This window comes from Clostridium sp. ATCC 25772 (genome assembly GCF_001573875.1).
Classification (GTDB): Bacteria; Bacillota; Clostridia; order Clostridiales; family Clostridiaceae; genus Clostridium_J; species Clostridium_J senegalense.
Genome location: NZ_LFRG01000020.1, coordinates 1 through 14,797, shown reverse-complemented (window position 1 = coordinate 14,797; position 14,797 = coordinate 1). Strand labels below are relative to the sequence as shown.

Annotated in this window: 13 protein-coding genes, 1 tRNA gene and 1 rRNA gene; 1 reads left to right on the top strand and 14 read right to left on the bottom strand. The window is 28.4% G+C overall.

Annotation, left to right across the window (positions count from 1 at the left end; all coding sequences use genetic code 11):
- The first annotated feature begins 275 nt into the window (after nucleotides 1–275).
- Nucleotides 276–680, top strand: a complete 405-nt coding sequence (locus AZI32_RS09245; RefSeq protein WP_061995571.1) for a hypothetical protein — start codon at nucleotides 276–278, stop codon at nucleotides 678–680.
- 32 nt (nucleotides 681–712) lie between these two features.
- Here AZI32_RS09245 and disA read toward each other — a convergent pair whose 3' ends face one another.
- From disA to AZI32_RS09175, 14 genes are all read right to left on the bottom strand, one after another.
- Nucleotides 713–1,777, bottom strand: a complete 1,065-nt coding sequence (disA, locus tag AZI32_RS09240; RefSeq protein WP_061995616.1) for a DNA integrity scanning diadenylate cyclase DisA — start codon at nucleotides 1,775–1,777, stop codon at nucleotides 713–715.
- A gap of 156 nt (nucleotides 1,778–1,933) precedes the next feature.
- Nucleotides 1,934–3,307 (bottom strand): DNA repair protein RadA, encoded by a 1,374-nt coding sequence (gene radA / locus AZI32_RS09235; protein WP_010295397.1) that lies wholly within the window; start codon nucleotides 3,305–3,307, stop codon nucleotides 1,934–1,936.
- A 165-nt stretch (nucleotides 3,308–3,472) separates the two neighbouring features.
- Complete coding sequence (locus tag AZI32_RS09230; protein WP_061995570.1) at nucleotides 3,473–5,902, bottom strand: ATP-dependent Clp protease ATP-binding subunit; 2,430 nt, start codon at nucleotides 5,900–5,902, stop codon at nucleotides 3,473–3,475.
- Nucleotide 5,903: 1 nt separating this feature from the next.
- Complete coding sequence (locus AZI32_RS09225; protein WP_061995569.1) at nucleotides 5,904–6,938, bottom strand: protein arginine kinase; 1,035 nt, start codon at nucleotides 6,936–6,938, stop codon at nucleotides 5,904–5,906.
- Between the two features lie 13 nt (nucleotides 6,939–6,951).
- Nucleotides 6,952–7,452 (bottom strand): UvrB/UvrC motif-containing protein, encoded by a 501-nt coding sequence (locus AZI32_RS09220; protein ID WP_061995568.1) that lies wholly within the window; start codon nucleotides 7,450–7,452, stop codon nucleotides 6,952–6,954.
- Between the two features lie 17 nt (nucleotides 7,453–7,469).
- Entirely contained in the window at nucleotides 7,470–7,928 is a 459-nt protein-coding gene (locus AZI32_RS09215) for a CtsR family transcriptional regulator (RefSeq protein ID WP_061995615.1), read from the bottom strand.
- A 307-nt stretch (nucleotides 7,929–8,235) separates the two neighbouring features.
- Nucleotides 8,236–8,460: a hypothetical protein gene (locus AZI32_RS09210; protein WP_061995567.1), complete on the bottom strand. Its 225-nt coding sequence runs from the start codon at nucleotides 8,458–8,460 to the stop codon at nucleotides 8,236–8,238.
- A 202-nt stretch (nucleotides 8,461–8,662) separates the two neighbouring features.
- On the bottom strand, nucleotides 8,663–10,408 hold the full coding sequence (locus tag AZI32_RS09205) for an ABC transporter ATP-binding protein (RefSeq protein ID WP_061995566.1): 1,746 nt from the start codon (nucleotides 10,406–10,408) through the stop codon (nucleotides 8,663–8,665).
- Between the two features lie 220 nt (nucleotides 10,409–10,628).
- Nucleotides 10,629–11,270 carry a histidine phosphatase family protein gene (locus AZI32_RS09200; RefSeq protein WP_061995565.1) on the bottom strand — a complete coding sequence of 214 codons (642 nt, stop codon included), beginning with the start codon at nucleotides 11,268–11,270 and terminating at the stop codon, nucleotides 10,629–10,631.
- A gap of 125 nt (nucleotides 11,271–11,395) precedes the next feature.
- The gene (locus AZI32_RS09195) at nucleotides 11,396–11,605 is read right to left on the bottom strand and encodes a hypothetical protein (protein WP_061995564.1); all 210 of its coding nucleotides are present in this window, start codon (nucleotides 11,603–11,605) and stop codon (nucleotides 11,396–11,398) included.
- Nucleotides 11,568–11,804 carry a hypothetical protein gene (locus tag AZI32_RS09190; RefSeq protein ID WP_061995563.1) on the bottom strand — a complete coding sequence of 79 codons (237 nt, stop codon included), beginning with the start codon at nucleotides 11,802–11,804 and terminating at the stop codon, nucleotides 11,568–11,570. Before AZI32_RS09190 ends, AZI32_RS09195 begins: the two co-directional genes overlap by 38 nt.
- Before the next feature lie 115 nt (nucleotides 11,805–11,919).
- Complete coding sequence (gene fusA, locus AZI32_RS09185; protein WP_061995562.1) at nucleotides 11,920–13,989, bottom strand: elongation factor G; 2,070 nt, start codon at nucleotides 13,987–13,989, stop codon at nucleotides 11,920–11,922.
- A gap of 343 nt (nucleotides 13,990–14,332) precedes the next feature.
- Nucleotides 14,333–14,450, bottom strand: a 5S ribosomal RNA gene (rrf, locus tag AZI32_RS09180).
- Nucleotides 14,451–14,593: 143 nt separating this feature from the next.
- Nucleotides 14,594–14,668, bottom strand: a tRNA-Asn gene (locus AZI32_RS09175).
- Nucleotides 14,669–14,797 lie beyond the last annotated feature (129 nt).

Sequence of the window (14,797 nt, the reverse complement as noted above, 5' to 3'; positions counted from 1 at the left end):
TGACAAATACCACTAATACTATCCTATCTTTATAAATAATATATATTATCAAATATATTATTTCAATAGAGATATATATTTTACAAATATTTTATCACTATTTATTTTATAAAAGTTAAAATTCAGAAACATTTTTATATTTTTCTCAAAAATTTCCTCACTTTGACCCCCTATCATTATTTAAATTAATAATATATTATAGAGTCATCACATCTCCTCTAGCTTTTTTACAAGAATAAGATTTAGTTGTGTTTTTTATAAGGAGTTGAATAAAAATGAAAGATTTAATTTTTGATGAGTTTCAAAATTCAGTTGATGATTGCTTACTTAGACACAGAAGTATATTAGACATTATGAGCAAACTTGATGAATCCCAATCTAGGGTTAATAGATCTATTGTAAAGTGTATAACTTCATGTGGCTGTCTACAAATTGAAGCGTCAAAACAAAAGGCACCTAATGATTTTGATACTTCTGATTTTGATTCTTTTAAAAGTTGTTTTGATACACATGTTAAAGGCAAACTTTGTGATAATTGTAGAGAGGTTATTGAAAAAGAATTAGGTAACCACTTCTTTTATATAGCTTCTTTATGCAATTGCACTAATTTGAATATTTATGATGTTTTACTAAAAGAGTATAAAAATATGGTTTCACTTGGAAAATACACCTTAAAGTAATTTATAAGATATAGCACAAATTTAAATTTGTGCTATATTTGTTTTTGAATATGATATTGCTCTTTAAATTTTTCAAACCAATCACTAATGTATTTAGCTCTTATCTCTCCAATACCTTCTACTGAATCTAGTTCTTCTACTGTTGCTGATATAATAAATCTTAATTCTTTAAATTGATTTACCAAATTTTCTATCACTGTTGATGGCAATCTATATATTTTATTTAAAATTCTATATCCTTTTGGATAAACTATAGTTTCTGTTAACGAGCAATTAGAATAACCTAATATTTTAGATATATTATTCAAATCTAAAAGTTCTTCTTCTGTTAACTTTGCCAAGCCTTTATATATATTACTTGAACAAATATCCTGTCCACAGTAATCTTTCATAAGATATATTGCCTCTTCTTCAACATTTTTTATAAGTTCCTTTAGTTGCATATCTATTAGTCTACCTTCATTTCCAAGTTCATAAATGTATGTTTCTATTTCTTTAATTATCCTCATTATAAGTTCAACTCTTTGAATTGCTGTAGTAATATCTGTTAATGTTACGTTACCATTAGTTTCAAGTACATTTAAATTTACAATAGCTTTATCAAAAACCGCTGTATATTTTTCTAAAGTATGTATAGCTTGATTAGCTTTAGCTAATATTTCACTACTTTCTTTTAACACATATTTTAAATCACCTTTGTATAAAGTTATTATGTTTCTTCTTTGTGATATAGCTATAACTATGCTATTAGTCTGTTTAGCTACTCTTTGTGCTGTTCTATGCCTAGTTCCTGTTTCATATGTATTTATTGAAGAATTAGGCAATAATTGAGTATTTGCCAATAAAATTTTCTTTAAATCACTGCTTACAACTATAGCACCATCCATTTTAGCCAATTCATATATATATGCAGGAGTATAATCAGCATTTATATTAAAACCACCATCAGCTAAGTTTAGTATTTCATTGCTATCACTTAAAACTATAAGTCCACCTGTTTTTGCTCTTAAAATATTATCTAAACCCTCTCTTAATAATGTTCCTGGGGCCATCATTTTTAACACATTCATTAATTCATTATTTTTCTCTTCTTTCATATAATCCACTACTACAAATTCATAAAAGTAATAATGGGTTTCACTCCCTTCATTATTCAAAATTCCTTCAATTTTTATAACCCAATAAGTGATTGCATAAGTATGATATACTAAATTAATATTATAATAAAATGCTTTTACAAAAAAATATTAACCTTAAAATACTTTCCCCATTGCTTCCTTAACCGTTGTTATCCCTATAATATTTACCCCTTTAAATTTATCGCCTAATTTTTCTTTACTTTTATAAGGCATTATAATATTTTTAAATCCCATTTTTTGTCCCTCATTTACAATCCTCTCTATATTGGATATAGGTCGAACTTCTCCTGTTAGTCCAACTTCACCAACAAATAGTGGTCTTTCTAATTTCACTGTTCTACCTTTAGCACTAGATATTAATGCCACTGCCAATCCTAAATCTCCAAATGTCCCTTCTAAATTTAACCCACCAACTACATTAACATAAACATCACTACTATAAAAAGGTATTTTTAATTTTTTCTCTAAAACAGCTAAAATAAGACTCATCCTTGAATGATCAATCCCTACTGAAGTTCTTCTTGGCATAACTGCTTTAGTTTCACTTACTAATGCCTGTATTTCTACTAATAATGGTCTTGTACCTTCTATTGTTGCAATGACAACAGATCCTTCTTGCTCAAAAGATGTTTCTTGCAAAAACACACTAGATGCATCCAAAATTTCTTCTAGTCCACTTTCTCTCATTTCAAAGACTCCAATTTCGCTAGTGGTTCCAAAACGATTCTTTATGGTCCTTAGAATTCTAAACTCTTGTGTTCTTTCACCCTCAAAATATAAAACTGTATCAACCATATGTTCTAATACTCTAGGTCCTGCAAGTTCCCCCTGCTTAGTCACATGTGCCACTATAAAAAGTGGTATATCTTTTGTTTTGCCTATTCTCATTAAATCGTTTGTACACTCTCTAACTTGAGAAACACTTCCTGGTGCTGAAGTTATTTGAGATTTAAATAAAGTTTGAATAGAATCTATAATTACAAATACAGGATTCATATTTTCTATATGTTCTTCAATTAAATTTATACTAGTTTCTGAAAGAATATATAAATTATCACTTATACAATCTAATCTCTCAGCTCTCATTTTTATTTGTTCTTCTGACTCCTCACCAGATACATATAAAACCTTTCCATACTTATCTGCTATCCTTTTAGCAGTTTGTAGTAGTATTGTAGATTTTCCTATTCCTGGATCTCCAGATATAAGCGTTAACGAACCTTTAACTAATCCACCACCAATTACTCTATTTAATTCATTAATTCCTGTATCAAATCTTTCAAATTGACTTGATTTTATATCTTTTATATTCTGTGGCTTCCCTCCGCCACTTATAGTAACCGCTCTATTAAACACAACTGCCTTTTCTGGGACCTTAACTTCTTCTATCATAGTATTCCAGCTATTACAATTAAGGCATTTGCCCATCCATTTAGGCGACTCATATCCGCATTGACTGCATACATATACATTCTTAGTCTTTGCCATAACCTTTCCTCCAAACTTATGTAATTGATTTCTTTAAATTCATTTCTTTATTCTCTTAATACTTTAATTATATTCCCTTTTACTTATAACTCAAAGTATGTTCCAGTTTTTAAAAATAAAGGTGTAATTTCATTAATAAAATTACACCTTTATATCTTACTAATATTATTCTTTAGTTATTTTTAAGTTATCATTATCTACTGTAACAATTACACTGTCTCCAGTATTTACATTTCCTTTTAAAATTTCTTCTGCTAATTTATCTTCTATAATTTTAGTTATAGCTCTTCTTAACGGTCTTGCTCCATAGGTTGGGTCAAAACCTTCTTTTGCTAAAAATTCCTTTGCTTCATTAGAAAATTTTATATTTATATTTTGTTGTTGTAATCTATCTGATAATACATTAATCATTAATTCTACTATTTTTAATAAATCACTTTCATTTAGCTTATGGAATACTATTATATCATCTATTCTATTTAAAAATTCAGGTCTAAAAGTTAATTTTAGTTTTTCCATAATATTTTCTTTCATTTTTTCATGTCCTGTACTTGCTTCTAGTGAATTCTTAGCAAATCCAATTGTATTTTGTTTTTTTATGTCTGAAGCTCCTACATTTGAAGTCATTATTATTATGGTATTTTTAAAGTTTACTGTTTTACCTTTTCCATCAGTAAGTCTTCCATCCTCTAAAATTTGAAGCAATGCATTAAATACATCAGGATGTGCTTTTTCTATTTCATCAAATAAGATTACTGAATAAGGGTTTCTTCTTACTTTCTCTGTTAATTGTCCACCTTCATCAAAACCTACATATCCAGGAGGTGCCCCTATAAGCTTAGATACAGAATGTTTCTCCATATACTCTGACATATCAATTCTTATCAAATTATTTTCATCACCAAACATAGCTTGTGCTAAAGCTTTAGTAAGCTCTGTTTTACCTACACCTGTAGGTCCTAAGAATATAAAAGAACCTATTGGTCGCTTAGGATCTTTAAGTCCAACCCTTGCTCTTCTTACTGCTTTTGATATAGATTCTACAGCCTCATCTTGCCCTATAACTCTTCCGTGTAAAATTTCTTCAAGTTTTAAAAGCCTAGTTGCTTCAGTTTCTGTTAATTTTTCAATTGGTATATTAGTCCATCTTGAAATAATATTTGCTACATGACTTGCATCTACTATAGAATTTGCATCATTCTTTTTAGATGCCCATTGTTTTTCCTCTTTTTCAATCTCTTCTTTTATTGATTTTTCTTTATCTCTTAAAGATGCTGCTTTTTCAAAGTCTTGCATAGTTATAGCATCTGATTTTTCTTTTGTCGCTTGTTCTAGTTTTTCTTGTAAATCTTTTAAACATTTAGGTGTTGTTAAATTTTCGATTCTCATTTTTGCACCAGCTTCATCTATAAGATCTATAGCCTTGTCTGGTAAAAATCTATCTGTAATATATCTATCTGAAAGTTTCACTGCTGCCTCTATTGCTTCATCTGTAATTTGAACTCTATGATGTGCTTCATATTTATCTCTCAATCCTTTTAAAATTTCTATAGCCTCTTCCTTAGTAGGCTCATCTACTAATACTGACTGAAATCTTCTTTCTAATGCAGCATCCTTTTCTATATATTTTCTATATTCATCTAAAGTTGTAGCACCTATACATTGTATTTCTCCTCTAGCTAATGCTGGTTTTAATATATTAGACGCATCAATTGCTCCCTCTGCACCACCAGCACCAACAATAGTATGAATCTCATCTATAAATAAAATAACATTTCCAGCCTTCGCAACTTCTTCTATAATATTGTTTAATCTCTCTTCAAACTCACCTCTATATTTTGAACCTGCAAGAACAGAAGACATATCCAATGATACAACCCTTTTTTCCTTTAATATTTCTGGTATATTACCAGATGCTATTTTCTGAGCTAGCCCTTCCGCTATGGCTGTTTTACCAACTCCTGGGTCACCTATAAGACATGGGTTATTTTTCATCCTTCTACAAAGTATTTCTAAAACTCTTTCTGTTTCTTTATCTCTTCCTATGATAGGATCAAGCTTTCCTTCATATGCTAAGTCAGTTATATCTTTTCCATACTTATCTAGAGTTTTTGTATCCTTTTTATTTTTTTTGCTATAAGATTTGATATTACTTTCCTCTCCTTTAATAGCCTTTTGTATATCTTTATATAATTTTAATGGATCAGCTCCTAAATTTAAAAGTATTGTATAGGCTACCCCTTCACCTTCTCGTATAAGTGCTAAAGTCATATGTTCTGGGGATATATAATTTTGATTTAAACTTCTTGCTTCAACTAAACTAATTTCAAATAGTCTCTTTGTTCTTGGAGTTAAGGCAATTTCATTTTCACTCATTTCAATATTACCGTATCCAACATAAGTTTCTATTAAACTTTTTACGTTATCGTAGTTTACATTAAAATCATTCAATATATTTTTAGAAATTCCATCATCCTCTTTTAATATCGCCAACAGAATATGTTCTGTCCCAACATACCCATGTTTAAATTCTCTTGACTCATCATTTGCGTACATAAGCACATTTCTTGCTCTTTCAGTAAATCTATTAAACATATTAAACACCTCGCTTAATAAAATTTTCCTTAATTACTATAGCTCTGTAAAAATTTATATTGTCATTTTTAATTTCATCTTTAAATTTATCTTGTAACGCTGGCAAGCTTATATCTATTAGCAACTTATTTAAAGTAGTTTTGCTTATATCTTTAATCAAATCTAACTCTATTCCTAGCCTTATCATAGATAATAACTCCATACTTTCTTTATAATCTATAATTATTGCTGTACTTAAAATTCCTCTAGCTCTCATTATTCTATCTTTCATCTCATATTTATATCTATCCATGAGCCTTGTTCTTGCTTCTTTTTCTTTATTTATTATTTGATATATCATAGCATTAAGTCCATTAATTATTTCTTCTTCTGTAGGACCTAAAGTTATTTGATTAGATATTTGAAATATATTCCCATAGCCTTTAGAACCTTCTCCGTACAAACCTCTTATAGTCATTCCCATTTTACTAACTGCATTAAAAGCATTTTCTATCTCTTTCGTCATACAAAGACAAGGTAAATGAACCATTACAGAAGCTCTTACCCCTGTACCTACATTAGTTGGGCATGCAGTTAAATACCCTATATCACTATCATAAGCAAACTCTAACTTTTCCTCTATAATGTTATCTATTCTATTTATATTTTCATAAATTTCTTTTAAACTTAAACCACTAGATATACCTTGTATTCTTAAATGGTCCTCTTCATTAATCATTACACTAATGCTTTCATTGTTATTTAATATTACTGAACCTATATCCTTATTTTTTAGAAGGGATTTACTTACAATGTGTTTTTGAAATAACATTTCTTTTTCAATCTCTGTTTTTTCATCTAACCTTATTGTTTTAAACTCTTCTTTAAAATTTTCATTTGAGTAGAAAGCATCTTCTATATTTTTAATAATTTCATCAGCAGTTTCTTTATTAATTTTATTTGGGAAGGGATACCCTTTTAGATTTCTTGCTAGTCTTATTCTACTACTTAAGATTACATTATCCTTTAGTCCTTCAGCATTTATCCAATTTTCCATAGTACTCTCCCCCTTACCTTTCTAACTCTCTAATAATATCTCTAATTTCTGCTGCCTTTTCATACTCTTCTTTTTCTATAGCATTTTTAAGTTTTTCTTTTAACTGTAAAACTTCTCTTTTTTTCATAAGTTCATTACCATATTTTTGTGGTATTTTACCATTATGCACACTACTTAATTGAACCCTTTTTATAATAGTTGTCATTGCCTCACTAAAGCTTTTATAACATTCATCACAGCCTAGTAAACCTGTCTTTTTAAAATCTTCATAAGTTTGACCACATTTTTTACAACATACTTTATTGGATATTTGTTCTTCACGATTATTAGACATATAATCGATAAATCCACTTAAAATATTTTGAAATGAGAACTGAGATGAAAAATCTGCATCTAGACCTATAGCATTATTTTTAGCACACACTTCACATAAATGTTCCTCATATTTCACACCATTAATAACTTTTGTTATATGAAAATTGGCCTCATTCTTTTTACATCTGCTACAAATCAAAATTACCCCTCCATTTTTTATTCTAATATATTAAAAATTACGGACTTTAGTATATCTGCCCTTAATCTATTCTTACTATTGCCAATATAAGATAATGTTCTATCATTTAATGTTATTTTTATTATCTCTTTTTCTCTTTCGCTTATTATTTGTTCATCTTTTAAAGCTTCTAAAATACTTACAGTGTTATTATATGTTATATAATCTCCTATCTTTTCATTAAGGATTTCTAAAAGATTATTATGAATTGTGTATTCTATTTTTATAATTTTTATACATCCTCCTCCCCCTCTTCTGCTTTCTATGTAATAACCTTTTTCTCTTGTGAATCTAGTAGATAATACATAATTTATTTGAGATGGCGCACAACTAAAATAGTCTGCCAATTCATTTCTTTGTATCTGAATTTGATTATCTATAGACTCATCTACTAACTCTTTTATAAAATTCTCTATTAAATCTGATAATTTAGCCATAAAATCACCTTTTCCATATTCTTCATTTACCTTGACTTTCTTTGACCTTAATATTATCATACAATATTTGTATTATACTTTCAAATATTATTTTTTCCATTTCTACTTTTTATATTCACATATTATAGGGTTTCAAGTTGACTCTTAAAATTATCCATTCCAAAACTTGGATACCTAAAATAGTGAGACATGCTCCGAATCCCTTAAAATTTAACACTGCATCTTGTATAAAAATATTTTAAGGTTATTGAATAAATTTAAATTGGAGCTTGTTTCCCTATATAAAAGCACAACAAAGAACTTTTCCTTATTGGAAAAGCTCTTTATTTATATATTTTCTATCTTTATACAATGTTGAAATGCCTTTTTCAAAATCATAGTAGTTTATTTTAATACAATCATCTTCATAATATCTAATATGAACTGTCTCTTCTGATTTTAATTCCACTTCTACTAGACTTGCTTCTTTCTCATATGAAAAGTTCTTTACTTTATTTATCAATTCACATATATTACTTTTGTTTTTTATCATAATTTTCTCTCCTATCTCATTTCCTTTTTACTCTTAAGTTAATATTCTATGCTCTGTTGTTATTTCCTTTTTTTTCCATAAACATAGATGTTTTTTTCTTGTGTTTAAGAAGGATGATTATTTTTATGATAATTTATTTTTTATAATTTAAAACAGAAAGTTAATTTATGATTATATTTCAGTTATAAGAAAACATTATAGCTTATTCAACTATAATATTTTCTTGTAAATTTGTATTAGTAAATTGACAATTGTATAAATTAAAATAAATACCCTTTCTATTTAATAATTCATTATGATTTCCTTGTTCTTCAATTCCCTTACTGGTTATCACCACTATTGTATCTGCATTTTTTATTGTAGATAACCTATGCGCAACTACTATAGTAGTTCTTCCTTTGGATAATTTTTCAAGAGATCTTTGAATCATTATCTCAGTTGTATTATCTAAAGCTGAAGTTGCCTCATCTAATATTAGAATAGGTGGATTTTTCAAAAATATTCTAGCTATAGCTACTCTTTGTTTTTGTCCACCTGAAAGTTTTATACCTCTTTCTCCAACATAAGTATCATAACCATCGGGAAGAGATTCTATAAATTCATGAATATTAGCATTCTTAGCAGCTTCAATAATTTCTTCATCTGTAGCTTCAGGATTTCCGTATAAAATATTTTCTTTTATTGTTCCTGTAAATAAAAATACTTCTTGTTGAACTATTCCTATATTTTTTCTTAATGATTTTATTTCTAAATCTTTTACATCTATACCATCTATAGTAATATTTCCATCATTAACATCATAAAATCTAGGTAGCAAATTACAAATAGTAGTTTTACCTCCTCCTGATGGCCCTACTAAAGCTACAGTTTGCCCACTTTGAATATCTAGATTTATACTGCTTATAACTTCTTCACTATCTTTATATTTAAATGTTACATCATTAAATTTTATATTTCCTATAGCATTTTTTAATTCTACTGCATTATCTTTTTCAACAATATCTGTCTTTGTATTAATGATTTCTAAAAATCTTTTAAATCCAGACATTCCACTTTGATATTGTTCTATAAATGCAGTAAGTCTTCTTATTGGTTGCATAAAATATGTTATATATAAAAGATAGGCAACTAACTCTGATATAGTTATATATTCTTTATATGCAAAGTATCCACCAGCACCTATAACTACAACATTTAGCATATCTACCATAAACCTTATTCCAGCTAAGAACTCAGCCATACACTTGTAAGAATAACTTCTCGCAGTCTTAAATTGAACATTATTATCATCGAATTTTTCCATTTCATAATCTTCATTTGTAAATGCTTTGGCAACTCTAATTCCTGAAATACTATCCTCTAAACTACCATTAACATCTGCTATCTTTTTCCTCACATTATCAAATGACTTTGCCATTTTAACTCTTTTAATCATAGCAAACCAAACTATAAATGGAATAAAAGCAAATATTATCAGTGTTAAGGTTATATTTATCTTACAAAGTAGTATAAACGAACCTATTAACATAACTAAAGAAATAAATAAATCTTCCGGTCCATGGTGTGCAAGTTCAGATATCTCCATTAAATCATTGACTATTCGTGACATTAAGTGTCCTGTCTTATTATCATCAAAATAACTAAATGGTAATGTTTGCAAATGAGAAAAAATTTCCTTTCTCATATCATACTGAATTCTAACACCCATTACATGACCCCAATAATCTATTATATAATTACATATTAATTTAATAACGTATAATAAAGTTAGTGCTATTGTAAATTTTATTATCATATTAATATTTTTATTGGGAATACCGTAATCTAACAACTCTTTTGTAATCATTGGAAAAAACAGATCTAGTGCTGCAACCAAAAAAGCACATACCATATCAATAATAAATATGAGCCTATGTTCTTTGTAGTAAGAAATAAATTTTCTTATCATACTATCCCCCCATAGATTATTTTATTTTTAGTTATATACTAATGTCACTTAATATATAACTTTTAAATATAATAAAATTAACTTCTAACATTAATTTTATTCCCCAAATCTTTAAAATCTAATACAACTGAATTATTATAAATTATATAAAAATCAATCATCCATAAAAATAAACTATCCTATATTATATCATACATATCTGTATATATATGTAATTTTTTTAAAATTGATTATATTCTTTAAAAATATATTGATGATGAGATGCATCTGCATTTGTAATTATCTTATAATTTTCATCTTCATCAAATTCAACAACAGTTAAGCTAGTTTGTTTTATAAATGGAGGTTCCCATAAATCTTTAATTTCTTTCTTTTGTAGCGCACACATAAACCCTTTCAAAACTGTAGTATGAGTTACTACTAAAATTTCTTTTCCTTTATTTTCTCTTACCATTTTCATAATAGTTCTATATGCTCTGTCCCTAACTTCTTCAAAGCCTTCTGCACCCTCTACTGTTATGTACTTTTCTGGTTTGTTCCAATAATTATAATGATTTTCTTTATTTAATTCACTTATTTCTTCCTGTGTCAATCCTTGCCATACACCTAGTCTTATTTCTCTTAAATCTAAACTAGGCACTATTTCAATATTCCTATCACCTTTTATTATTTCTGCAGTTTTATAAGCTCTGTCTGATGAACTAGTATATATTTTGCTAAAATTTATATCTTTTACCCTATCTCTTAGCCATTGAGCTTGTACTTTTCCTAGTTCTGTTAAAGGAGAATCATTCCACCCTTGCATCTTACCAAGTTTGTTCCATTCAGTTTCTCCATGTCTTGTTATGTATAATTTTGTCATATACTCTCCCCCTCGTTTTAAAATTATAGTTTATATTTAAACTATTCTATAAATTCATTATAAATTTTTTTTATACTTTATTGCAACTTTAATTTTAAAATAAAAAAAGAGCCTATAAAGCTCTTTTAATCTTTTGGAGTTCTTTTACCATGTATTACTGATTCTATGTATATATCACCAACCCAATTTTTAACTCCATATGATGGCATATAATTTGTTTCTTCAAAATTATTATAATCTTTTTCGCCTTCATTATATGGTCTATATTCTTCTCTCAAAATTTTATCAGTTTCTATTTCATTTTTTCTTATTCGCTCTGATGAAAAGCCAGCCATTTTCACTTCCTCCTTTTTCTAGTATATTGAATTTTTCTGTTTGTAGCATGTTACATAAAACTTGTATGTCCTCTTCATTACTATTTTCCATCATAACAGTGAACTCATCTTCCGGTCCTATTATCTCCATATAATCGTGGATATTACTGTAGTCACTTAAATTTATTCTACCTATTATGTTCATTTTATAGTAAGACATATTAGCCCCCTAAACATTTTATTTATATTATTGCTACTTAAAATAAATATTATTCAATTAACACAAAAAAAGATGTCAATTTATTTATTGACATCTTTTTTAATACTTTATATAACTAACTTATTTCTTTTATAACTTTATTAACTACCTCTACTGGAACCTCTTCATATCTTTCAAAATTAGTATTGAACTCACCTCTTGCACCAGTTATAGATCTTAAGTCAGTAGCATAATCATAAAGTTCTGCCTGAGGTACTTCCCCTATAATCTTTTGGCCATTATCTATAGGTTCCATTCCAAGTATTCTTCCTCTTTTCTTATTTATATCTGCTATAACATCACCCATATATTCATCTGGAATTATTATCTCTATTCTCATTATAGGTTCTAATAATACCGGTTCCGCCTCTTGTAATCCTTTTTTATATGCTAAAGATGCTGCTACTTTAAAAGCCATTTCTGAGGAATCTACTGGATGATAAGATCCATCATGCAATGTAGCCTTTAATCTTATAACTGGATATCCGGCTAAAATACCTTTGTTTACGCAATCTTTTAATCCTTTTTCTACAGCAGGTATATACTGCCTTGGTACAACTCCCCCTACAACCTTATCAACGAACTCTAAACTATCATCGCCATCATTTCTTGGTTCAAATTTTATCTTAACATCACCATATTGACCATGTCCACCAGATTGTTTTTTATATTTACCTTGTACATCAGCAGTCTTTTTAATCGTTTCTCTATAAGGTGTTTTAGGAAGTTCTAAGGATACATCTACACCAAACTTAGACTTTAGTTTGCTAACTATTACTTCTAAATGGGTAGATCCAATTCCTGATATTATTGTTTCAGCATTTTCTAAATCTCTACTAACTGAAAATGTTGGGTCTTCTTCTAAAAGTTTAGATAATCCATTTGATATTTTATCCTCGTCACCTTTTGATTTAGTCATTACTGCTCTTGAATATACTGGTTTCGGGAAATTAGATGTTTCAAATGTAATCATACGTCCTTTGTTGCATAAGGTATCCCCTGTATTTGTACAATTAAGTTTCGATACTGCCCCTATATCACCAGCTTTAATTTCACTTGTTGTATACTGTTGTTTTCCTCTTAAAAAATACAATGTTCCCATTTTTTCTTCTTTCTTTTTGTTTGCATTCATAACAACTGTATCAGCTTTGGCTTTTCCAGTTATCACTCTAAACATTGATAATTTTCCAACAAAAGGATCTGCAATAGTTTTAAATACTAATGCTGAAAATGGTTCTTCTTCATTTATCTTTATATCTATATAATTATCATTTTTTAAATTTTTTGCTTTATATAATGTTGTATCAACTGGTGATGGAAAACATTCTATTATATCTTCAAGTAATGTGTGTACTCCCACCCCTGTAGTTGATGATCCACACATTATAGGAGCTATTTCTCCATCAGAAGCTCCTTTAACTAATCCATCATATATCTCTTCTTCGCTTAATTCACCTTCATTAAAATATTTATCTAATAAAACTTCGTCCATTTCTGCTACAGCTTCCATTACCATTTCTCTACATTCATCTATTTTATCTTTTATGTCTTCTGGAATTTCTGTTTCTTCCATCTTTTTTGTTTGAGGGTTAAATATTCTAGCTTTTTTAGATATAACATTTACCAATCCTTTAAAATCATTCTCTGATCCTATAGGATACTGTATAGGAACTGCTGATATTCCAAATCTATCTTGTATTTGATTTAATGTTTTTTCAAAATTACTATTTTCTCTATCTAGTTTATTTATGAAAAAAGCTTTTGGAATTTTTTTCTCTTTAGCATACTCATATGCTTTTTCTGTTCCAACTTGTATACCAGATACGGCACAAACTACAACCATTGCTAAATCTACAGCATTTAGTCCTTCTATCATCTCGCCTATAAAATCAAAATAGCCTGGAGTATCAACTAGGTTTAATTTTACATTTTCCCATTCACAAAATGACACTGCTGTTGAAATTGAAACTTTTCTTCTTTTCTCTTCTACATCAAAATCACTAATTGTGTTTCCTTCTTCTATTCTACCTAATCTATCAGTACTACCAGTATAATAAAGCAATGCCTCCATTAAACTAGTTTTACCTGAATCACTGTGTCCAACTATTCCTATGTTTCTAAGGTTATTTACCTTATATTGTTTCATAAGCTATCCCTCCCATTGATTTAGAGATTTTCCAGTGTATTTTCTTTATTCTATATTTCTTGTAGAATCCCTCTTAATATTTATAATTTTCAAAATATTAAAAATATATTTACATACTCTTAACCGTTACGAAATACATTAATTAACTACATATCAAATTATATTTTAAATAATACACATTTATTCATAAAATCAATGATTTTATCAACATGTTAAGTATAAATTGTTGATAAAATAGCTTTTCAACCTTTATATTGTTAATAATTTTCCCTAAAATTAATTTACAACCTAATTTTAGGGAAAATAAAAAAGCTAGGTTTTAATGACCTAACTTTTTTTAATTACCTGGCAACAACCTACCCTCCCACACAGTCACCCGTGCAGTACTCTCGGCGTCTAGAGGCTTAACTTGCCTGTTCGGAATGGAAAGGAGTGTTACCCTCTAAACCATCATCACCAGATTAAATTTACTATAAACTACGTATTTCGTCGTCAGCTACGGTCACTACAGTACTCACTTATTATTAATAAGCTCCGTTCCTCGTTTCTTTGCTTCCTAGAACTACTTGTTTTTATTAAATTTACTTTATTTATTTTTAAAATATGGCTCCGCGAAAAGGATTCGAACCTTCAACCTATCGGTTAACAGCCGAGTGCTCCACCGTTGAGCTATCGCGGAATATTTTCAAAATTCTTATAAACTTCGTATTTCGTCGTCAATTTCAGTCATTGTGGTACTCACTTATGTATTATAAGCTCTGTTCCTCATTCCTTCATTTCCTAGAACTACTCGTTTCTAATAATTTTA

Excerpts from the sequence above, each read along its gene's own strand:
- AZI32_RS09245 (WP_061995571.1), top strand. The coding sequence starts at position 276 with ATGAAAGATTTAATTTTTGATGAGTTTCAAAATTCAGTTGATGATTGC.
- disA (WP_061995616.1), bottom strand. The coding sequence starts at position 1,777 with ATGAAAGAAGAGAAAAATAATGAATTAATGAATGTGTTAAAAATGATG.
- radA (WP_010295397.1), bottom strand. The coding sequence starts at position 3,307 with ATGGCAAAGACTAAGAATGTATATGTATGCAGTCAATGCGGATATGAG.
- AZI32_RS09230 (WP_061995570.1), bottom strand. The coding sequence starts at position 5,902 with ATGTTTAATAGATTTACTGAAAGAGCAAGAAATGTGCTTATGTACGCA.
- AZI32_RS09225 (WP_061995569.1), bottom strand. The coding sequence starts at position 6,938 with ATGGAAAATTGGATAAATGCTGAAGGACTAAAGGATAATGTAATCTTA.
- AZI32_RS09215 (WP_061995615.1), bottom strand. The coding sequence starts at position 7,928 with ATGGCTAAATTATCAGATTTAATAGAGAATTTTATAAAAGAGTTAGTA.
- AZI32_RS09210 (WP_061995567.1), bottom strand. The coding sequence starts at position 8,460 with ATGATAAAAAACAAAAGTAATATATGTGAATTGATAAATAAAGTAAAG.
- AZI32_RS09205 (WP_061995566.1), bottom strand. The coding sequence starts at position 10,408 with ATGATAAGAAAATTTATTTCTTACTACAAAGAACATAGGCTCATATTT.
- AZI32_RS09200 (WP_061995565.1), bottom strand. The coding sequence starts at position 11,270 with ATGACAAAATTATACATAACAAGACATGGAGAAACTGAATGGAACAAA.
- AZI32_RS09195 (WP_061995564.1), bottom strand. The coding sequence starts at position 11,605 with ATGGCTGGCTTTTCATCAGAGCGAATAAGAAAAAATGAAATAGAAACT.
- AZI32_RS09190 (WP_061995563.1), bottom strand. The coding sequence starts at position 11,804 with ATGTCTTACTATAAAATGAACATAATAGGTAGAATAAATTTAAGTGAC.
- fusA (WP_061995562.1), bottom strand. The coding sequence starts at position 13,989 with ATGAAACAATATAAGGTAAATAACCTTAGAAACATAGGAATAGTTGGA.